The organism is Pseudomonas sp. MF08831 (assembly GCF_059862645.1).
Genome location: NZ_JCBCUX010000022.1, coordinates 54,294 through 74,656 on the forward strand (window position 1 = coordinate 54,294; position 20,363 = coordinate 74,656).

Annotated in this window: 17 protein-coding genes; 14 read left to right on the forward strand and 3 right to left on the reverse strand. The window is 63.2% G+C overall.

The genetic code is table 11. The features are described from left to right. Positions 1-92: 92 nt before the first annotated feature. A complete protein-coding gene (locus AC19YS_RS30570; protein WP_179608351.1) occupies positions 93-581 on the reverse strand; it encodes a GFA family protein in 489 nt (162 codons plus the stop codon). 91 nt (positions 582-672) lie between these two features. Between AC19YS_RS30570 and AC19YS_RS30575 the strand changes: the two genes are divergently transcribed. From AC19YS_RS30575 to AC19YS_RS30590, 4 genes are read left to right on the forward strand one after another with little or no spacing between them, the layout of a single operon-like run. After that, the gene (locus AC19YS_RS30575; RefSeq protein ID WP_119739980.1) at positions 673-1,788 is read left to right on the forward strand and encodes an AAA family ATPase; all 1,116 of its coding nucleotides are present in this window, start codon (positions 673-675) and stop codon (positions 1,786-1,788) included. Then, positions 1,785-2,231, forward strand: a complete 447-nt coding sequence (locus tag AC19YS_RS30580) for a bpX5 domain-containing protein (protein WP_119739982.1) — start codon at positions 1,785-1,787, stop codon at positions 2,229-2,231. Before AC19YS_RS30575 ends, AC19YS_RS30580 begins: the two co-directional genes overlap by 4 nt. Then, on the forward strand, positions 2,218-4,023 hold the full coding sequence (locus tag AC19YS_RS30585) for a hypothetical protein (protein WP_119739984.1): 1,806 nt from the start codon (positions 2,218-2,220) through the stop codon (positions 4,021-4,023). Before AC19YS_RS30580 ends, AC19YS_RS30585 begins: the two co-directional genes overlap by 14 nt. After that, entirely contained in the window at positions 4,016-6,910 is a 2,895-nt protein-coding gene (locus AC19YS_RS30590; protein WP_119739986.1) for a bpX6 domain-containing protein, read from the forward strand. Before AC19YS_RS30585 ends, AC19YS_RS30590 begins: the two co-directional genes overlap by 8 nt. Here AC19YS_RS30590 and AC19YS_RS30595 read toward each other — a convergent pair. Beyond that, positions 6,897-7,796 (reverse strand): LysR family transcriptional regulator, encoded by a 900-nt coding sequence (locus AC19YS_RS30595; RefSeq protein ID WP_159956078.1) that lies wholly within the window; start codon positions 7,794-7,796, stop codon positions 6,897-6,899. The two genes, AC19YS_RS30590 and AC19YS_RS30595, sit on opposite strands and share 14 nt — an antisense overlap. 258 nt (positions 7,797-8,054) lie before the next feature. On the opposite strand from AC19YS_RS30595, the gene AC19YS_RS30600 reads away from it, so the two are divergent. The 8 genes from AC19YS_RS30600 to dctM all read left to right on the forward strand — a co-directional run bounded on the left by AC19YS_RS30600 (position 8,055) and on the right by dctM (position 16,788). Further along, positions 8,055-8,873 (forward strand): HTD2 family dehydratase, encoded by an 819-nt coding sequence (locus AC19YS_RS30600; protein ID WP_106578974.1) that lies wholly within the window; start codon positions 8,055-8,057, stop codon positions 8,871-8,873. 28 nt (positions 8,874-8,901) lie between these two features. Beyond that, the gene (locus tag AC19YS_RS30605; protein WP_500603448.1) at positions 8,902-10,065 is read left to right on the forward strand and encodes an acyl-CoA dehydrogenase family protein; all 1,164 of its coding nucleotides are present in this window, start codon (positions 8,902-8,904) and stop codon (positions 10,063-10,065) included. A 10-nt stretch (positions 10,066-10,075) separates the two neighbouring features. Next, positions 10,076-11,425, forward strand: a complete 1,350-nt coding sequence (locus tag AC19YS_RS30610; protein ID WP_500603450.1) for an MmgE/PrpD family protein — start codon at positions 10,076-10,078, stop codon at positions 11,423-11,425. A 9-nt stretch (positions 11,426-11,434) separates the two neighbouring features. Continuing rightward, positions 11,435-12,628: a CaiB/BaiF CoA transferase family protein gene (locus AC19YS_RS30615; protein ID WP_500603452.1), complete on the forward strand. Its 1,194-nt coding sequence runs from the start codon at positions 11,435-11,437 to the stop codon at positions 12,626-12,628. Between the two features lie 15 nt (positions 12,629-12,643). Beyond that, positions 12,644-13,459 (forward strand): HpcH/HpaI aldolase/citrate lyase family protein, encoded by an 816-nt coding sequence (locus tag AC19YS_RS30620; protein ID WP_500603453.1) that lies wholly within the window; start codon positions 12,644-12,646, stop codon positions 13,457-13,459. A 239-nt stretch (positions 13,460-13,698) separates the two neighbouring features. Next, positions 13,699-14,682: a TRAP transporter substrate-binding protein gene (locus tag AC19YS_RS30625; RefSeq protein ID WP_500603455.1), complete on the forward strand. Its 984-nt coding sequence runs from the start codon at positions 13,699-13,701 to the stop codon at positions 14,680-14,682. 193 nt (positions 14,683-14,875) lie between these two features. Further along, positions 14,876-15,508 (forward strand): TRAP transporter small permease, encoded by a 633-nt coding sequence (locus tag AC19YS_RS30630; RefSeq protein WP_169366918.1) that lies wholly within the window; start codon positions 14,876-14,878, stop codon positions 15,506-15,508. Continuing rightward, on the forward strand, positions 15,508-16,788 hold the full coding sequence (gene dctM / locus AC19YS_RS30635; RefSeq protein ID WP_106578981.1) for a C4-dicarboxylate TRAP transporter large permease protein DctM: 1,281 nt from the start codon (positions 15,508-15,510) through the stop codon (positions 16,786-16,788). Before AC19YS_RS30630 ends, dctM begins: the two co-directional genes overlap by 1 nt. 120 nt (positions 16,789-16,908) lie before the next feature. On the opposite strand, the gene ampC is transcribed toward dctM, so the two are convergent. After that, the gene (ampC, locus tag AC19YS_RS30640; protein ID WP_500603457.1) at positions 16,909-18,063 is read right to left on the reverse strand and encodes a class C beta-lactamase; all 1,155 of its coding nucleotides are present in this window, start codon (positions 18,061-18,063) and stop codon (positions 16,909-16,911) included. Between the two features lie 128 nt (positions 18,064-18,191). On the opposite strand from ampC, the gene AC19YS_RS30645 reads away from it, so the two are divergent. Together AC19YS_RS30645 and AC19YS_RS30650 are read left to right on the forward strand one after the other, a co-directional pair. Further along, positions 18,192-19,082: a LysR family transcriptional regulator gene (locus AC19YS_RS30645; protein WP_200625539.1), complete on the forward strand. Its 891-nt coding sequence runs from the start codon at positions 18,192-18,194 to the stop codon at positions 19,080-19,082. 75 nt (positions 19,083-19,157) lie between these two features. After that, the gene (locus AC19YS_RS30650) at positions 19,158-20,342 is read left to right on the forward strand and encodes a DUF2252 domain-containing protein (RefSeq protein ID WP_106578984.1); all 1,185 of its coding nucleotides are present in this window, start codon (positions 19,158-19,160) and stop codon (positions 20,340-20,342) included. The last annotated feature ends 21 nt before the right edge of the window (positions 20,343-20,363 follow it).

Consider the following 20,363-nt stretch of genomic DNA (forward strand, 5'->3'; position numbering starts at 1 on the left):
AGAGCACCCGCAGGCTTATTTGGATGCTCGAATGCTAGGGCGCGGCAGGCCAACAATCTTTGTGAGCTTTGTCGGGAAACTGTCAAAGACTGTTAACGCGACAGGCCCAAGCGTGCATGCCACTGGGCGATGGATTCTTCGGGGTATTCGTCGAACTGCAGGTCACCCTTGCGCACGCTGACTTCCACCCACGGCGCCTTGGAACCGAGCATCAGGTGCGTGTGCTCCGGCGGCACCGGCAACGGCGTGTCGATGGCCGAGGCAAACGGGTGAATCAGCTCCGGCCACTCCGGGCTGAACAGCCACAAGGCGCTGCTGCACTGCGAGCAAAAATGCCGTTCGGCAGTGCTCGCGTGCGCGCGGCTGGCGCCCTCGGGCTTGAGCCTGGCGTGGTAGATCGAGATGTGCTTGCGCCCCTGCACCTTCAGGCTATGGGTATCGCCGGCAAGGTTGATCGCGTAGCCACCGCTGCCTTGGGTTTTGCGGCAAATCGAGCAGTAGCAACGCTGATAGGGGTATGGATGCTGGCTGTTCAGGCTGAATGTGACGGCGCCGCAATGGCAGGATCCTTCGAGTTGCATGGGCTGACTCCTCAAGGCAGGTTGTAACAACGCTTTGCTAATACCTTAGCCTCAGGCAAGATTCCCCGCTTTGGTTTCAGGGAAGACACCCATGATTGCTCAGTTGCAAAGCGCTGCCACGCAAATCCGCCACGCTGTGCGCACGGCGACCGAAGGCTTGGTCGGGCGCGAGCAGTTGGCCGAGCTGATTGTGCTGGCGGCGGTCGCCCAGGAGCACATTCTGGTCATCGGCCCGCCCGGCACGGCCAAGAGCGCCGTGGTACGCCGAGTGGCGCAGTCCATGGGCGGGCGTTACTTCGAGTACCTGCTGGGGCGCTTCACTGAGCCGTCGGAGCTTTTCGGTGCCGTGGACCTGAAGAAACTGCGTGAAGGCACGGTGGAAACCGACGTCAGCGGCATGCTGCCGGAAGCCGATATCGTGTTTCTCGATGAAGTCTTCCTGGGCTCCACCGCCATCCTCAATACCTTGCTGGGCGTGCTCAACGAACGCCGCTTTCGCCGTGGCCATACCCAAATCCAATGCCCGCTGCGGGTGTGCGTCGGCGCGGCCAACGGCTTGCCGGACGATGAAGCGCTGGCGGCATTTGGCGACCGCTTCCTGTTGCACCTGTTCGTCGAGTCGGTGCCGGACAATCAACTGGAAGCCATGCTGGCGGGCGGTTGGCAGTCGGAACAGCGGCCCGTGCAACAGTTGCTCGGGTTGGCGCAGTTGGACACGCTCAGCCAGGCCCTGAAAAACGTCGACCTGGGCGCCGTGCGTCCGGCCCTGGCCCAGGCGATTCGGCGCCTGCGCGAAGCCGGCATCCCGTTGTCGGACCGCCGTATCGTCAAGTCCCAACGGCTGATCGCGGCTGCCGCGCTGCTGGGCGGGCGGCTGCAAGCCAGCGACGCTGACCTGTGGCCGCTGCTGTATGTGCTGCCGACCAAAGAGGCTCAGCAGCATGGCCGCGAGGTACTGCGCGACCTGTTTGCCGCGTCCAGCAACAGCCATTTGTTCAGCGCGGTCGAAGAGGCCACCTTGCAGCCGATGTCGCGCTTGAATCGCTTGCTCGAAACGGCCCAAGACTACCTGGCCCGCAGCGAGCCGCCCGGCAGCCCGGCGCTCGAAGGGCTGCTGCGCGAGATCGACGCCAACTTCAATAGCGAGACCATGCCGGAACCCTTGCAGCAGGTACGCGGGCAACTGTCCCGAATGCTGACGCCATGAGTGCCGACCACTACGCCTGGAGCTGGCGCCCGAGGCAGGTGCCGGCCGACCCTCAAGCCGCCGTTGCCTGGGGCGACGCCGCGCGCCGCTTGCATGCGCGCTTGCGGCTGCTCGCCGATGAACAGGCGGCGCGCTTGCACGCTACCGCCAATGGCAATGTATTGGTGGTCACCGGGGCGGCGGCGGATTTACCGTGGGTCGACGGCGTGGCCTACGCCGCAGTGCACCCCGGTGCGCCGGGGCTGTGGCTGCCCACCAGTTGGGAGCCGACAGCGCCGGTGGACGTGCTCGGCCAAACGCTGTCGGCACGGTTCAAGCGCTCGCCCTTGCTGTTATGGCGCGAACCGCAAGCCGTCGTGCCGTTGGATCGCCTGTTGCCGGTGACGGTTGAACACCTTCAGCGCATCGCGACGCAGTGGGGAGCCCGCCATGCAACTGCCTGAAGCCCTGCAACCCTGGCGCCAGTGGCTGGAGTGGTTTGCGCCGCAGCATCTACCGCTGTTCGCCGACTTGCTGGGGCGCCTCAACCCGGTGCTCGGGCCACTGCGCGGTCGGCAGCAAGGCGGGGTGCCGGAGCCGGATGGCGTGGGTGATCTGCAACGCCGTGGGCCTTACGAGCGCCTGCTTTCCAGCGAATGGCTGCTGGCCGATGAAGTGCCGGATGAGTTTATGCGCCGGGCTGTCGGCGGCGAGCATATGTTCCTGGCGCCGCAATACCGCGCCCGTGAAGCCAACCGCCTGATTGTCGTGCTGTTCGACGCCGGCCCGTTGCAGTGGGGCGCCGCGCGGCTGGTGCATATCGCCTTGCTGATGCTGCTGGCCCGGCGTGCCGAGGAGGCGGGCGCACAGTTGCGTTGGGGCATCCTGCAAGGCGCGCCGGTGCTGCATGCGTTCGATAGCGCGGGGCAGCTCAAACGGCTGCTCAAGGCGCGCACCTACGAAAGTGTCGCCCCGGCGCACTGGCACGCCTGGCAGGAATGGCTGGCCGCGCAGGGTGAGACGCTGGGTGAATGCTGGACCGTCGGGCAGCGCTTGCCCAAGGACACGAGCAAGACCTGTACACACCGGGTGCAGGTGCAGCGAAGCCTGGATGGCCAAAGTCTGTCCTTCGAATTGCAGGCCGGATCGGTGCGGCGCGTGCTGTTACCTATGCCGGATGAAGGGCGCGCGGTGCAACTGCTCAAAGGCCAGTTCGACGATGAAGGCCAGGCGACGCCGTCGAAGCTCGCACGTGCGGTGCCACGCGTCGCCTTGACCTTGCCGCCGGTAATCTCCAGCGCCGGCAACTATGTGGCGCTGCGCATGCTCGATGAGCCGGGCATGGTGGTGATCAAGCTGCCGCACAAGAACCAGAAAAAGTCCCTGGAGGTTCGACGCCGTCTGTGGGGCAAACATCAGCGCGTCTTGAGCACCACCTTTCACCACCGCAGCCTCGGGGCCGTGTTGAGTGATAACGACAGCCTGACGTTCTGGAACATCCCCGGTATGCCCACCGTCGACAAACCCAACCGTGAACAGCTGCAACTGCCACCGGGCACTGCGACGTTCCTGCCGAGCGTGTGGCTGCACAGTCAGAACTCCGTGCGCGTGTACTTGCTCGACAGCCAGGGGCGGCTTGCCTACTGGAAGTCGCGTGAACTCTGCCGGGTGGCGGATGACGTGATGAGCCTGGTGCAGGTCGACCCCTTGACCATCGCTTATGCGCGCAGCGAAGGCGGGCAGATCGTCGCGTATTCCGGGTCTGCTGACGGTTTACGTACCAATGGTCATGCGGTCGGCTCGGCAGCGGGCGTCAGCCAGGTGTTGCTGGCCGCCAACTTTTACTGGCGCCAGTACTGCGGCGGTTGCGCGCTGCTGACCACCGAGGGCGGCCACCAGAGTTGGCGCCTGGTGACCCATGAAAGTTTTCCGACCAAACACGAACAGATCGACTTGGCGCCCGGCTGGAAAGCCATCGGCCTGCACTACACGTACGCCCAACGGTCGCGTTACTCACTGGTGCTGCTGGGGCCGAACCAGCACAGCGTCGGGCTGTACGCCGAGGGGCAACAGCGCACGTTGTTCACCACCTCGGCGCCGATTGCCCGCGCGAGCTTTTGCCCCATGAGCGGCTTGATCGCCGTACTGACCACTGACCGCGAATTACTGGTTTACTCGGTTGGCGAGCGCGCCATGCGCTTGCAAGTGATGTGCAACCAGGCACCGCAGCTCACCCAGGACGCTGCCAATGCTTGAGCCAGAACAGCTGCTGATTCGCCGCCCGGTACTCACCGGGCACCAACAGATTGACGGCCTATGGTTTGCCGCCGAGCGTTTTGACGAAGGCGAGCGCAGGCGCTTGATCCTCGACTATTGGCAAACCGACGCGCGTGCCTATCGCTTTGCCGACGGCGACTTGTTGCAGTTCCACAGACCTTGCCCGGTGCATTGCGAAAGCCTGCTCGGCTGGCCGCTGATCCGCCAGGGCCGGGGCTTGTCATCTGCCGCGCTGCACCCGGAGGAGTTGCGCGGGCTGCCCGTTGCCGACCTGTGGCTGGTGCGCGGCAGTCATGTCCACGCCCTGCAGTTGCGCGATGCACAGGTGCTGAAGCCCGGGCTGTGGCTCGACATCAGCACCTACACGCTGCTTGACACCTTTGACTGCCATACCCCGTTGCCGGCAACGCTGCCGGAAGCGGTGGTCACCGACCTGCGTGAAATCCTCGGCGGGCCACTGGAGCCCGTCAGCCCGGAGCGCGAAGCAATCATGCAAGCGCTGCTGGAGCGCCCGCGTCACCCGCCGAGTAAAGGGCCGGGCGCCAGCGCGGCGTCTGCGCAAAACAACGCAAACGGCGCCCGCGAAGTCTCTTCCCCGGTGCTGAAAATCGTGATCGGCTTGCTCCTGCTGGGTGGGCTGGTCCGCCTCTTCGGCCAGAGCGAGCCCGCCGCCATGTTGGCCACCCACACACAGTCCCTCGGCGGCACGCTCCTGGGCGCGCTGATCTGGATGGTGGTGATCACCGCGCTGCTGTTCGGGTTGAACCGCTTCCTGCACCGTGGCGCCTCGGCACCCGCCAAAGCGGCGCCCAGGCCGGTGGCCCGCGCACCCGCTAACCCAGGCATCGCTGCGCGTGCCACCCCGCGCAGGCACAAACCTGCTGCGTGGCGCCGCCTGTTGACCCGGCTGACCCAGCATTCCCAGCTCTCCAAGCTGTATGGCAAACGCCAGGCCGCCTACATGCAGCGCATGTTGGAGATGTTCGAAGACGGCAATTTCGAAGAAGCCTTGCGTCACGCCATCCCCTTGAACGGTGGTGCCTCCAGCGGTGAACAGAGCTTTGGTACGCCCCAGCGTCGCGAGGACTTGAGCCTCAGCCAGCAGCATGGCCCGGCGCGCTCGATGCTGTTCGAAGACGACTTGACCGAGCACTTGCGCCAGGTGTATCGCCAGACCTTTGAGCGCCTGGACCGTGCTGGTCGTATCGAGGAAGCGGTGTTTGTACTCGCCGAATTGCTCAAAGAGCACCAGCAAGCCCTCGATTACCTGGAGAAACACGCGCGCTATCAGCAGGCCGCCGACCTGGCTCTGGCCTGGGACATGCCGCCCGCGGTGATCGTGCGCCTGCTGTGCCTGGCAGAGCAGTGGCAGCGCGCCGTGCTGGTGGCGCGGCGCGACAACGCGTTCGCCGACGCCGTGGTGATGCTCCAGGCCAAGTCGCCGGAAGCCGCCGACCGCTTGCGCCTGGAATGGGCCGAGTCGTTGATCGCCAAAGGCCTGTGGCTGCAAGCCGTCGATGTGATCTGGAGCCTGCCGGCTGAACGCCCACGCGCTGCGCAATGGCTGCTTAACGCCGAGGCGGCCGGCGGGCGCTTGGGCATTGAGGCGCTGGTTAAACGCGCGATCCTGTTGCCCGAAACGCTGCACGCTTACGGGCCGTGGGTCGAGCAATTGCGTGACGACCCCGCACGCGCCAGCGAACGCGCCGCCCTGGCGCAAGCCTTATTGCTGCACAAGGCCAACACCACCGCCCTGGCCTGGCTGGCCGGTGCCACCGTGCACGCGATTCTGGCCGATCAATTCAGCGATCAGGGCCAACTGACCCATAACCAGCTACAAGCGCTGGTCAAGATGAGTCGCGACAAAGCGCTTCAGGCAGACTTGCCGGGCCAGGCGCTGAAGCGCACGCCTGTGGTCTCGCTGGAGCGTTTGGGTGTACTCCGCGAGTGGTCTGCACCGGCCGCCGGCAGCCGGCCGATTTTCGACGCGGCGCCGCTGGAGGATGAGCGTTACCTGGTGGCGCTGGGCGAGGCGGGGGTGATGGTAGTGGATGCGGCGGGCGCAGCGTTGTTTCACTTTGCGGTGCCGGCGCAGAAGATCGTGATTGCCCATAGCCGACAGGTCGCGTTGGTGCTGATCTGGCGGGGGAATGTATGGCGCGTGAGCAAACTGGACCTGGTCAATCGTGTCGCCAAAGACCTCGGTGTACTGGCCATGGATGTCTTTGCAAACGCGTTTGATGGCAGCCGCTGGACCATCGGCAAAGGCCCGCAGTTGCGCGTGGTGGATGTTGATCGTGGCTTTGAAACGCTCTGGCATGTGAGTGATCTGCCGGAGTCGGTGCGGGCCATCAAGGTCGATGAACACAACGAATACCTGTGGTTGTCAGCGCCGGGTGGGTGCCTGATGCTGTGGCATTATCGTCTGCCGGAGCGGCGCCTGGTCAGCCGCGAAAGCGCGTTTGACATTGTGGCGACGGACTTCCAGGTTCCCAGTGCCACCGCTGAATCGGCGCAGTATCGGATCAAGCACGACGATGGCACACCCATTCTGGTCCTTAAGCAGCACGGGGTTAGAAAGGGCTACAGGCTGCCTGGCAACTTGCCGGACGAGGAATGGGATGAGTCCGTCAGCCCGTTTCTATTTGAGGACTGGTTGCTGATCAGTTATCGGGTTGAGGAGCACGACACCTGCTGGCACGTGATCCACCGTACCAGCGATCGGCTTTGCGTCACGTTGCACTGGCCGCAATCGCCGGCCCAGCTTCGCCGCCTGGGGTCTGATTTGTTGCTGTTCGACGGGCAGGGCCGACTGAGCCATATCAATATCGATACCGCCAGCCAGCGCAACATCAGCCTGCACTGAGTGGGTCCGGCATCAGGGTGGCAATCAGCGCCCGAATGGTGCCGGGCAGGGCTTCCAGTTCGCGCACCAGAATACTGCGCTCGCGAATCGCCCACGGCTCATCGAGTTTCACCGCCACCAACTGCATGGTCCGGCTGTGCCGCACAGCGGCCGACTCGGGGATGATGCCGATGCCCACGCCGGCCTCGACCATCCGGCAGATCGCCTCGAAGCTCGACACTTGGATACGCAACGACAAATGTTTGCCGAGACGCTCCACGTGTTCACGCAAAAAGCTCAACAGCGTGCTGCCTTCGTGCAGGCCGATATGTTGGTAGGCGAGGGTTTGGTCCAGCGTCACTGAAGGCTGGTCGGCCAACGGATGACCCACGGGCACCATCAGCACCAGTTCATCGGTGCTGAAGTGCAGCACTTGCAACCCCGCTGCTTCAACCGGCCCGGCGATGATGCCCATGTCGCTGGTGCCATCGAGCACGCCACGCACGATGTCGCGCGACAGGCGCTCCTGCAGGTCGACAGTCACGCCAGGGCGCTGGGACAGGAAGCCCGCCAACACCTCCGGCAAAAACTCGGTGACCGCCGTGGTGTTGGCGAAGATGCGGATGTGCCCGGCCGAATCCACGCCGTATTGGGTGAACTCGCTTTTCAGGTAATCCACCTGGCGCATGATCAGCCGCGCATGGTGCAGCAAACGTTCGCCCGCCGGGGTGATTTCCACGCCCCGACTGTCGCGGTACAGCAGTCGCGTGTCGAGTTGGCCTTCCAGCGCCTTGATCCGCGCACTGGCGGCGGCCGGCGAGAGAAACGCGCGCTTGGCGCCTTGGGTCAGGCTGGGGGATTCGGCGATATGGATAAACAGGCGCAGGTCAGCGAGATCGAAGTGCATGCAGAACACCTATTCGGCAACGGGGAAGATCAACTGTGGGAGCTGGCTTGCCTGCGATAGCGGTGGAGCAGGCAATGCATGTGCTAGCTGACACACCGCCATCGCAGGCAAGCCAGCTCCCACAGGGATATAGGGTGTGCATCGGTGAGTCGGCGTTCAGCATAACCGAACGCTGGTTTATTGAAATGCAAATTCTCAGAACGGGCAGGCGCTTGCATGATCCGGGGCAGACAGCCACTGCCCGAGGATTTTTACCCCATGAGCGCCACCGATTGGATCGGCCGAAGTGAAACCGCCCACGACCACCTGAGCCACAACCTGCTCAAGCGCATCGCCGCGACCTTCGGCGAAGCGGTGCCTCAGGAGGGCGAGGCCGTTCCACCGTTGTGGCAGTGGTGCTTCTTTCAAGACCCACTGCCGGAATCGGCGCTGGGCACCGACGGCCATCCAGCGCGTGGCGGCTTCCTGCCGCCGGCGGATAACCGCAATCGCATGTGGGCCGGTGGGCGCATCGAGTTCCTGCAGGCCTTGCGCGCCGGTGAGGCGGCCACCCGCGAATCGACCATCACCCACGTCGAAGAAAAGACCGGCCGCACCGGCTCGCTGCTGTTTGTCACCGTGCGCCATGACTATTCCCAGGGCGGCCGCCTGGCGATTCGCGAAGAACAGGACATTGTCTACCGCGAACCCACGCCGCCCAAGCAGGGCAGCGGCGAGGCACTGGCCCAGGGTCAATGGCAGGAGACTGTCGACCCCACGCCAACCCTGCTGTTTCGTTACAGCGCCGTGACCTTCAACGGCCACCGCATCCATTACGACTACCCCTACGTTACCGGCACCGAAGGCTATTCGGGCCTGGTGGTGCACGGGCCGTTGATCGCCACCTTGAGCCTGCGCGCGTTTTGCCGTGCCCATCCCGAAGCCACCCTGCGCCGGTTTGCCTATCGCGGCGTGCGCCCTTTGATCGCGCCGCAGCCGTTTGCACTGAGCGGGCGCGTGACGGCACCCGGCGTGGCGCAGTTGTGGGCCGGCAATGCCGAGGGCGTGGCGCAAACAGCCGAACTGCATTTCGAATAAAACCAGAACAACAGGCGGAGAGCCGTTAATGAACCCTAATGACAACGAAGAACTCAATGCCATCCGCGAAGGCGTGCGCGCCCTGTGCGCCGAATTCGATACCGCTTACTGGCGCAGGATCGACGAACAAAAAGGCTTCCCCGAAGCCTTCGTCAAAGCCCTGACCGACGCCGGCTGGCTGTCGGCGATGATCCCGGAAGAATACGGCGGCTCCGGCCTGGGCCTGGCCGAAGCCTCGGTGATTCTTGAAGAAGTGAACCGCTGCGGCGGCAATTCCGGCACGGTTCACGGCCAGATGTACAACATGTTCACCTTGCTGCGCCATGGCAGCGACGCACAGAAAAGCTTCTACCTGCCCAAGCTCGCCAGCGGCGAACTGCGTCTGCAATCGATGGGTGTCACCGAGCCCACCACCGGCACCGACACCACCAAGATCAAGACCACCGCGATTCAGCGCGGCGACAAATACGTGATCAACGGCCAGAAAGTCTGGATCTCGCGGGTGCAGCATTCCGACCTGATGATCCTGCTGGCGCGCACCACGCCACTGGCTGAGGTGAAGAAAAAATCCGAGGGCATGTCGATCTTCCTGGTGGACCTGCGCGAAGCCATCGGCAACGGCCTGACCGTGCAGCCCATCGCCAACATGGTCAACCACGAAACCAACGAGCTGTTCTTCGACAACCTGGAGCTGCCGCTCGACAGCCTGATCGGCGAGGAGGGCAAGGGCTTCAAATACATCCTCGACGGCCTGAATGCCGAGCGCACGCTGATTGCCGCCGAATGCATCGGCGACGGCCGCTGGTTTATCGAAAAGGCCAGCGCTTATGCCCGCGACCGCGTGGTATTTGGCCGACCTATCGGGCAGAACCAGGGCGTGCAGTTCCCGATTGCCGAAGCGCACATCGAGATTGAGGCAGCGGACCTGATGCGCTGGCGCGCGTGCGAGGAGTACGACAGCGGCCAGAATGCCGGGGCCAGCGCCAACATGGCCAAGTACCTGGCAGCCAAGGCGTCGTGGGAAGCGGCCAACGCCTGTCTGCAAACCCACGGCGGTTTCGGGTTTGCCTGCGAGTACGACGTGGAACGCAAATTTCGCGAAACCCGCCTGTACCAGGTGGCACCGATTTCCACCAACCTGATCCTGTCTTACGTGGCCGAGCATTTGCTCGAACTGCCACGCAGTTTCTGAGGGCCTGACCATGAGCCATACCCAAGCCCTGTGTCGGTTCCTCGCCGAGTTGAACTACGAACAGTTGCCCGAAAACGTGCTGGCGCGCACCGAAGACCTGTACCTGGATTGGCTCGCCTGCGCATTGGCGAGCAAGGGCGCGCACCCGATTCCTTTGTTCGAGCGCTATGCGCACGAGATGGGCCCGAGCAGCGGCCCGGCGCAGATTATCGTCAGTGGCGCCAGCAGCAGCGCGTATTTCGCCGCGCTGGTAAACGGCGCTTCGTCCCATCTGGTGGAGCAGGATGACCTGCACAACAGCTCGGTGCTGCACCCGGCCACGGTGGTGTTTCCAGCAGCCTTGGCCGCCGCGCAAGACCTCGGCAAGTCCGGTCGCGAGTTGCTGCTGGCGTCGGTGGCCGGTTATGAGGCCGGGATTCGCATCGGCGAATTCATGGGGCGTTCTCACTACCGCATCTTCCACACCACGGCGACTGTCGGCACCCTGGCGGCGGCCGTTGCGGTGGGCAAGCTGCTGGATTTCAACGAAGAACAATTCATCAATCTGCTCGGCAGCGCTGGTACTCAGGCCGCGGGGCTGTGGGAATTCCTGCGTGACGCTGCCGACTCCAAGCAACTGCACACCGCCAAGGCTGCCGCCGATGGTTTGCTCGCCGCGTACCTGACCGCGGACGGCCTGACCGGCGCGCGCAATATTCTTGAAGGCGACCAAGGGTTGGCCGCGGGCATGTCCAGTGATGCGCAGCCGAGCCAATTGTCGGCCGGCCTGGGCACGCGCTGGGCGCTGCTGGAAACCTCGTTCAAGTTTCACGCCTCGTGCCGCCACACCCATCCTGCCGCCGATGCGCTGTTGGATTTGATGCAGCGCGAAGGGCTGGGCGCCGATCACATTGCGCGCGTGGAAACCCGTGTGCATCAGGGCGCCATTGATGTACTGGGCCGCGTGGCAGTACCCACGACCGTGCACCAGGCCAAGTTCTCCATGGGCACGGTGCTCGGCCTGATCGCCGTGCATGGCAAGGCCGGGCTCACCGAGTTTCACCACCTGGCGCTGACCGATCCCGCCGTTGCGAGCTTTCGCGACAAGGTCAGCATGACGCTGGACCCAGAAGTGGACGGCGCCTACCCGCAACGCTGGCTGGGCCGTGTCAGCGTCACCACCACCGACGGGCGCACGCTGCACGGCGCCATCGATGAGCCCAAGGGCGACCCGGGCAACACCTTGAACCGTGAGGCGCTGGCGGACAAATTCCAGCGCCTGACCCACTTCAGCGGCGCCCGCACGCCGGCCCAGGCGGATGCACTGATCGATAAGGCCTGGAACCTGCGTAACGCCGCGTCCATGGCCCACTGGCTTTGAGGAATTGTGATGACTCATCAACGACCGCTGGACGGCATCACTGTCGTCAGCCTGGAACACGCGATTGCCGCGCCATTCTGCACGCGGCAACTGGCCGATTTGGGCGCCCGCGTCATCAAGATCGAACGCCCTGGCGCTGGTGATTTTGCCCGCGGCTACGACGAGCGCGTGCGCGGCCTGGCCTCGCATTTTGTGTGGACCAACCGCTCCAAGGAAAGTCTGACCCTGGACCTCAAGCAGGACGAGGCGGGCGCCATCCTCGACACCTTGCTGGCCGACGCCGACGTACTGGTGCAGAACCTCGCACCCGGCGCGGCCGCGCGCATGGGCTTGTCGTTCGAGGCGCTGCACGCGCGTTTCCCGCGGCTGATCGTCTGCGATATTTCCGGCTATGGCGAGGGCGGGCCTTACGAGAAGAAGAAGGCCTATGACTTGCTGATCCAGAGCGAGGGCGGCTTCCTGTCGGTGACCGGCGGCCCCGGTGACGACCAGATGGCCAAGGCCGGTTGTTCCATCGCCGATATTTCGGCGGGCATGTACGCCTACAGCGGCATCCTCTCGGCGCTGCTGTTGCGCGGCAAAACGGGCAAGGGCAGCCGCATCGACGTGAGCATGCTCGAAAGCCTGGTGGAGTGGATGGGCTACCCGATGTATTACGCGTTCGAAGGTGCGCCGCAACCCCCGCGCGCCGGGGCGGCGCATTCGACGATTTACCCGTATGGGCCGTTTCCCACCGGCGACGGCGGCACGGTGATGCTCGGTTTGCAGAACGAGCGCGAATGGGCGGCGTTCTGCGACAAGGTGCTGCTCACGCCTGAATTGGCCACCGATGCGCGTTTCTCGGCCAACTTCAAGCGTTCGGCCAACCGTGAGGTGCTGCGCCAGATCATCGTCGACAGCTTCGCGCAGCTGAACGCCGAGGCGGTGATCCAGCGTTTGGAAGACGCGCAGATTGCCAGTGCGCGCGTCAACGACATGCAGGGCGTGTGGGACCACCCGCAGCTCAAGGCGCGAGGCAGCTGGCGCGAAGTCCAGAGCCCGGCCGGGCCATTGCCGTCGCTGCTGCCACCGGCGCGCAATGCCGCGTTTAGCCCGCGTATGGATGCCGTACCGGCGCTGGGGCAGCACAGCCAGGGCATCCTCGAACAGCTCGGCTACTCGGGTGAAGCCATCGATACTTTGCGTGCGCGCGGCGTTATCTAATAAGGAATTCAAGTGATGCCAAAGCCTTTGGTTCGTTCGGCCTTGTTTGTGCCCGGCAGTCGCCCGGAGCGGTTTGCCAAAGCGTTGGCCAGTGGCGCCGATGCGGTGATTGTCGATTTTGAAGACGCGGTCGAAGAGCCGCTCAAACGCCAGGCGCGGGATAACCTCGGGGCGTTTCTGCAAGGCCATCTTCAGGCCCAGGTGTGGGTGCGTATCAACGCGCCGGAGCATGCCGAGCATGTTGCGGACGTGGCGTTCTGCAAAGCCCATGCAAATGTGGCAGGCGTGCTGCTGCCCAAGGTCGAGAGCGCGGCGCAGGTCGCCGTGGTCGCGGCCACCGGCAAACTGATCTGGCCGATTATCGAAAGTGCGCGGGGGTTGTTGGCGGTGGCTGAAATCGCTCGTGCGCCGCAGGTGGAGCGCCTGTCGTTTGGGGGCCTGGACCTGGCGCTGGATTTGAACCTGAGCAGCCATTCCGCGGCCGCACAGTTCGCCCTCGACCAGGCACGCCTGGCGTTGATCGTGCATTCGCGTGCGGCAGGGCTGGTTGCGCCGCTGGATGGCGTGCACCCGGCTATCGATGACCCGGAAGGTTTACGGCGTTCGATCCGGCACGCCTACGAGATGGGCTTTGCCGGCGCGTTGTGTATTCATCCCAAGCAGGTTGCGGTGATCCACGCGGCCCTGGCGCCGAGTGCTGAAGACCTGGCGTGGGCCAGACGCGTGGTGGATGCCGGCGCGCATGGGGCAGGGGCCTATCAAATTGATGGGCAGATGGTGGATGCGCCGGTGCTGCTGCGCGCACAGAGGTTGCTGGCGGCCCGACGCTGACTGACGAAACCGAATCAAAATGTGGGAGCGGGCTTGCCCGCGAATGCGGTGGCTCAGCTAACAAATCTGCTGCCTGACACACCGCTATCGCAGGCGAGCCAGCTCCCACACTTGATCTTCACTGTTCTGAAGATCGGCGTTCGCCCACGCCGAACGCAGGTATCTAAAATTCGAAATTCACTACACACGTGACATCAGGCACCTTGCCCTACAACACAACAATAAGAAGGTGATTGTCCATGCTCAAGCTTTCTCGGGCGCTGCTGTGCGCCGCCACTTTGTTTGCCGCGGGCCTGGCCCAGGCGGCGGACCCGATTGTGATCAAGTTCGCCCACGTGGTCGCCGAAAACACCCCCAAAGGCCAGGGCGCGCTGCTGTTCAAGAAGCTCGCCGAAGAGCGCCTGCCGGGCCGCGTCAAGGTTGAGGTGTACCCCAACTCGTCGCTGTTCGGCGATGGCAAGGAGATGGAAGCGCTGTTGCTGGGCGACGTGCAGATGCTGGCGCCGTCCCTGGCCAAGTTCGAGCAGTACACCAAGCAAGTGCAGATTTACGACCTGCCGTTTTTGTTCAACGACCTGGCCGCCGTCGACCGCTTCCAGGCCGCCCAGGGCAAGGACCTGCTGACCTCGATGCAGGACAAGAACATCCTCGGCCTGGCGTATTGGCACAACGGCCTCAAGCAACTCTCCTCCAACAAAGCCCTGCACGAACCCAAGGACGCCCGTGGCCTGAAGTTCCGCGTGCAGGCTTCCAGCGTGCTTGAGGAGCAGTTCAAGGCGATCCGCGCCAACCCGCGCAAGATGAGTTTTGCCGAGGTCTACCAAGGCCTGCAGACCGGCACCGTCAACGGCACCGAGAACACCTGGTCGAACTATGAAAGCCAGAAGGTCAACGAGGTGCAGAAGTACTTCACCGAGTCCAACCACGGCCTGATCGACTACATGGTGATCACCAACGCCACGTTCTGGAACGGCCTGCCGCCGGACATCCGCGCCACCCTGGACCAGATCATGCTTGAGGTCACTGTGGAGGTGAACAAGCAGGCCGAGGCGCTGAACCAGTCGGCCAAGCACAAGATCATCGACGCCAAGACCAGCGAAATCATCGAACTGACCCCCGAGCAACGCCAGCTCTGGCGCGAAGCCATGCGCCCGGTGTGGCAGAAGTTTGAGGGCGAGATTGGCGCTGACCTGATCAAGGCGGCGGACGCGTCCAACCAGTAGTTGGGCGAGCCCCCAAACCTACTGTGGAAACGGCTTTATGTGGGCGCTGGCTTGCCTGCGATGCAGGCGACTCGGTGGATCTGTGGAACCGGGTTGATCCCATCGCGGGCAAGCCCGGCTCCCACAGTGGTTCGCTCACACCTGTTGATCCGGTTTCCACCCCGACATCATTCCCGCTTCGCGAGGTTTTGCCATGCAAACGCTAAGGCGCGTCTGGGAGCACCTGGAGGAAGGTTTTATCGCCTTCCTGCTGGCCGCCATGACCCTGGTGACATTTGTCTACGTCATGCTCAACAACATCTACACGCTGTTCTTTTCCCTGGCGGACAAGTGGGCGTGGAGCAGCAATTTCTTCAATGCCCTGGGCGATCACACCATGACCTGGGCCCAGGACATGACCTGGAGCGTGGCGCTGACCAAGGCCATGTTCGGCTGGTTGATTTTCTTCGGCATCTCCTACGGTGTGCGCACTGCCGGCCACCTTGGCGTGGACGCGCTGGTCAAGCTGACCAGGCGCCCGGTGCAACGCTTGCTCGGCATGCTCGCGTGCCTGTGCTGCCTGGCCTACGCGGGGCTGTTCATGGTCGCCAGCTACAAGTGGGTGAGCGCGGTGATGAGCGCCCATATCGGCGCCGAAGACCTCGACCAATACGGCGTGGACGTCGGCGATATCGTGATCATCGTGCCGATTGGTTTTGCCCTGGTGTTCATCCGCTACCTGGAAATTTTCTACCGCATTTTCACCCACCGTCAGGTCGGGTTGGGCCTTGCCGACGAGGCCGGCGAGGCCAGCAAGTTGGCCGGCAGCCATGAGGAGCGTCACTGATGGCCGTGCTCTGTCTGTTTTTGCTGTTGTTTGTGTTCATGTTCCTGGGCGTGCCGATTGCGATTTCCCTCGGGCTGTCCGGCGCGGTGTCGATCTTGATGTTCAGCCAGGACTCGGTGAGTTCGCTGGCGATCAAGCTGTTTGAAACCTCCGACGCCTACACCTTTCTGGCGATTCCGTTCTTCCTGCTGTCCGGTGCGTTCATGACCACCGGCGGCGTGGCGCAGCGCTTGATCGACTTTGCCAACGCCTGTGTCGGCCACATCCGTGGCGGCCTGGCGATTGCGGCGGTGTTGGCGTGCATGCTGTTTGCCGCGCTGTCGGGCTCATCGCCGGCGACGGTAGCTGCGGTGGGTTCGATTGCCGTGGCGGGCATGGTGCGCTCCGGTTACCCGAAGGAATTCGGCGCGGGGATCATCTGCAATGCCGGCACCCTGGGCATTCTGATTCCGCCCTCGATAGTGATGGTGGTGTACTCGGCGGCCACCGAAACCTCGGTGGGCAAGCTGTTTATGGCCGGCGTCATTCCAGGCTTGCTGCTGGGCTTGATGTTGATGGTCGCGATCTACATCGTCGCGCGCATCAAGAAGCTGCCGGCTCAACCGCGTGCCACCTTTCGTGAATGGCTGACCTGCGCGCGTCGCGCCTTCTGGGGCTTGCTGTTGCTGGTGATCATCCTCGGCGGCATTTACAGCGGCATGTTCACCCCGACCGAAGCCGCAGCGGTGGCGGCGGTGTACTCGGCGTTCGTGGCCTTGTTCATCTACAAGGACATGAAGTTGCGTGACTGCCCCAAGGTGTTGCTGGAGTCCGGGCGCCTGGCGATCATGCTGATGTTTATCATCGCCAACGCCATGCTGTTCGCCCACGTGCTGACCACTGAACAGATCCCACAGGAAATCACGGCCTGGGTGATCTCTGAAGGCCTCACGCCGATCGGCTTTCTGATCATGGTCAATATCGTGTTGCTGGTGGCGGGCAGCTTTATGGAGCCGTCGGCCATTGTGCTGATCCTGGCGCCGATCTTCTTCCCGATTGCCATGAAGTTGGGCATCGACCCGATTCACCTGGGGATTGTGATGGTGGTGAATATGGAAATCGGCCTGGTGCACCCGCCCGTGGGGTTGAACCTGTTCGTGACCTCGGCGGTGACTGGCCTGACCTTGGGGCAGACCATCCGCGCGGCATTGCCGTGGCTGATGATCTTGCTGGTGTTCCTGATCATGGTGACTTACTTGCCGTTTATCTCGCTGGCGCTGCCGCACTGGTTGGGGATGTAGCACGGTCAAAAATGTGGACGCGGGCTTGCTCGCGAAAGCGGTGTGTCAGGCAACACTTTCACCGACTGACACTGCGCCTTCGCGAGCAAGCCCGCGCCCACAGTTGATGTGTGCGAGGCCTTAGTGATCTATCGCGCTCAAGATCGCGTGTGCCACTTTGACTCGTTCAGCGTTGGGGTAATTCTTGTTCGCCAGCATCACCACGCCCATGTCCTTGCTCGGCACGTACACCACGTACGCCCCGAAACCGCCGGTCGAGCCGGTTTTGTTGTACAGCACGTTGGCCGGTTGCGGCTGTGCGGGCGTCAGCCAGTTGACCTTGTGGGGCTCCATCGCCATAGGCGTGGAGTTGCCCTCCAGCAAGGCTTGCAGCGTGACCGGGTAGGGGTAGCGTTCCCAGCCCAGGCCCTGGGTCATGCCGTTCACGGTGTAATAGCCCGCGTGGGTGGTGGCAATCGCCTGTTGCAGGGGTTTTTCCAGGGCTTGTGGGTGCATGTTCACCATCACGTAGTGAGCCAGGTCCTGGGCGCTGGTCTTGATGCCGTAGGCTTCGCTGTCCAGCGCGCCGGGGCTGACGCGTACCGGCTTCTGGTTGCTGTCGTAGCCTTGGGCGTACAAGCCGGATTTTTCGGCGGGCACGCTGACGTGGGTGTTGGTCAAGCCCAGCTTGGGCAGCAGGGTTTTTTCCATGGCCACGTTGAACGGCTGGCCCAGGCTTTGCGCCGCCAGATAGCCGAACAGTCCGATGCTTGGGTTGGAATACAGGCGTTGTGCGCCCGGTGCGTAAGTGGGCTTCCAGTGCTGAAAGTAGCCGAGCATGGCCTCGGCGCTGTCGTCAGCGTCGGGAAATTGCAGGGGCAGGCCGCCGGGAGTGTAGGTTGCCAGTTGCAGCAGGCTGATCTTGTCGAAGGCGCTGCCGGCCAATGCCGGCAGGTGCTGGCTGGCGGTGTCCGAGAGCTTGAGCTTGCCGGTCGCCTGGGCGTAACCGCCGAGGGTGGCGGTGAAGGTTTTACTCACCGAGCCGACTTCAAACAGGGTGTTTTCGCTGACCGGCTGCTTGGCTTCCTTTGACGCAGTGCCGTAGTTAAAGTATTGCACCTTGCCGTCCTGGACCACGGCGACCGCCAGGCCCGGAATGGCCTGTTGTTGCATCAACGGTTTTACGTTGGCATCTACCACGGCCTGCAGGTCGGTGGCGGCCAAGCAGTTGCCGGCCGCCGCCAATACGGCCAGCGCGGTTAAATTACGCACTCCAAACAGAGACAGTTGGGGCATGATGTGGCTTCCATGAGAATGATCGATTGAATAGATAGCCTGCGCAGGCGCCGCAAATGTAGGCAGTTTGCCCATCGCGAACAACCGATGATATCTCGCACCAGCCATTAGAAAATCTGGGGTCAAGCATGCTGCGTTCCCATTTGCCGCTCAATGCCTTGCGTGCCTTCGAGGCGTCGGCCCGCCATTTGAGTTTTACTCGCGCGGCCATTGAGCTGTGCGTGACCCAGGCGGCGGTCAGTCACCAGGTCAAAAGCCTGGAGGCCCAACTCAATGTAGTCTTGTTCAAGCGCCTGCCACGCGGCTTGATGCTGACCCGTGAAGGCGAAACGTTGCTGCCGGTGGTGCGTGAGTCGTTTGATCGTATTGCCCAGACCCTCAGCCAGTTCGAAGGCGGACATTACCGCGAAGTGCTCACGGTGGGGGCCGTCGGCACCTTTACCGTGGGCTGGTTGCTGCCGCGCTTGCCGGACTTCCACGCGCGCTACCCGTTTATCGACCTGCGCCTGTCCACCCACAATAACCGCGTCGACGTGGCCGCCGAAGGCCTGGATTACGCGGTCCGCTTTGGTGCCGGCGCCTGGCATGGCACCGACGCCTGCGAACTGCTGGCGGCGCCGTTGACCGTGCTGTGTACGCCAAGCATTGCTGAGCAGTTGCGCACGCCCGTCGATTTGTTGAAACACACCTTGCTGCGCTCCTACCGCGCCGATGAGTGGAGCCTGTGGCTCCAGGCCGCCGGTTTGCCCGCCGATACCCTGATACCGCGCAGCATTGTGTTCGACTCCTCACTGGCGATGATGGAGGCTGCGCTGCAAGGCATCGGTGTAGCGCTGGCGCCGGCGATGATGTTTTCGCGGCAACTGGAAAGCGATGTGATCCGCCAGCCGTTCGGCATCGGCATCACCACCGGCAGTTATTGGCTGACGCGCTTGCAGTCGCGGGCCGAAACCTCGGCGATGCTGGCGTTCAAGGCGTGGCTGCAGGACGTGTGTGCACAGCCGGGAAAACTGTCTTAATGCCACTATCTTGAAACAAAATGAAACATCTCTTGGCGGCGAAGCTCTACTGTATCTCCCGCACTGAGTTCATCCATGAAGACCCCGCGCCCCGCCGACCGCATGCCCCACCTCACGCAACTGCGCAATTTGAAAATGGCGCGCTCTGCCCACGCCTATGTGCGCGGCAGCACGGTGCAGTTTTATGAATGGCTGCACAGCCAGCCCGGCCGTCGCTTGCCGCATGGCCCGGCGATTTGGATTTGCGGCGACTGCCACGCAGGCAATCTGGGCCCGACCGGCGATATCAAGGGCCGTATCGACATGCACATCCGCGACCTTGACCAGACCGTGATCGGCAATCCGGCGCACGACCTGGTGCGCCTGGCCTTGTCGTTGGCCACCGCCGCCCGCGGCTCGGACCTGCCGGGAGTGACCACCGCGCGCATGCTCGAAGAGATGATCGGCGGCTACGAACAAGCCTTCAAAGACAAGCCCGACGAAGCACCGCCACGTCCCTCCCAGGTCAAGGCCGGCATGCGCAGCGCGGTGGAGCGCACCTGGAAAAACCTGGCGCGTGAACGCATTGAAAACGTGCGGCCGACGATTCCACTGGGCAAGCACTTCTGGGCTTTGTCGCGGGCCGAAAAGGGCGCCCTGCAAACCCTCTGCGCCTCGGATGAAATCCACCAGTTGGTCACCTCGCTCAAAGGCCGGCCCAAAGACGCCAAGGTTGAGCTGCTGGACTCAGCCTATTGGGTCAAGGGCTGCAGTTCCCTCGGCTTGCTGCGCTATGCAGCACTGCTGGGCGTTGGTGACAAGGATGATCAGGAATATTGCCTGATCGATATCAAGGAGGCGGTTGGCGCGGCTGCACCGCGTACACCGCGCGCGAAGATGCCCCGCGACAATGGGCGGCGGGTGGTGGAGGGCGCGCGTCAGCTGTCACCGGGCCTCGGAGAACGCATGCTGGCGACGCGTTTTCTCGACCATGGGTTTTTTATCCGTGAGTTGCTGCCCCAGGACATGAAGCTGGAACTGGATGAACTCAGCGAAACCGACGCCATGCACGCCGCCGGTTACCTGGCCCGCGTGGTCGGCATCGCCCATGCCCGGCAGATGGACCGTGACACGCGCAAGCAGTGGATGGCGGTGCTGCAGGAAAACCGCTCCAAACAGCTGGATGCGCCGTCGTGGTTATGGACCAGTGTGGTGCAGTTGGTGGGGAGTCATGAGCAGGGTTATCTCAACCATTGCCGGCGGTATGCCCTCGAACACTGATCTGGAAAACAGCGACTACTC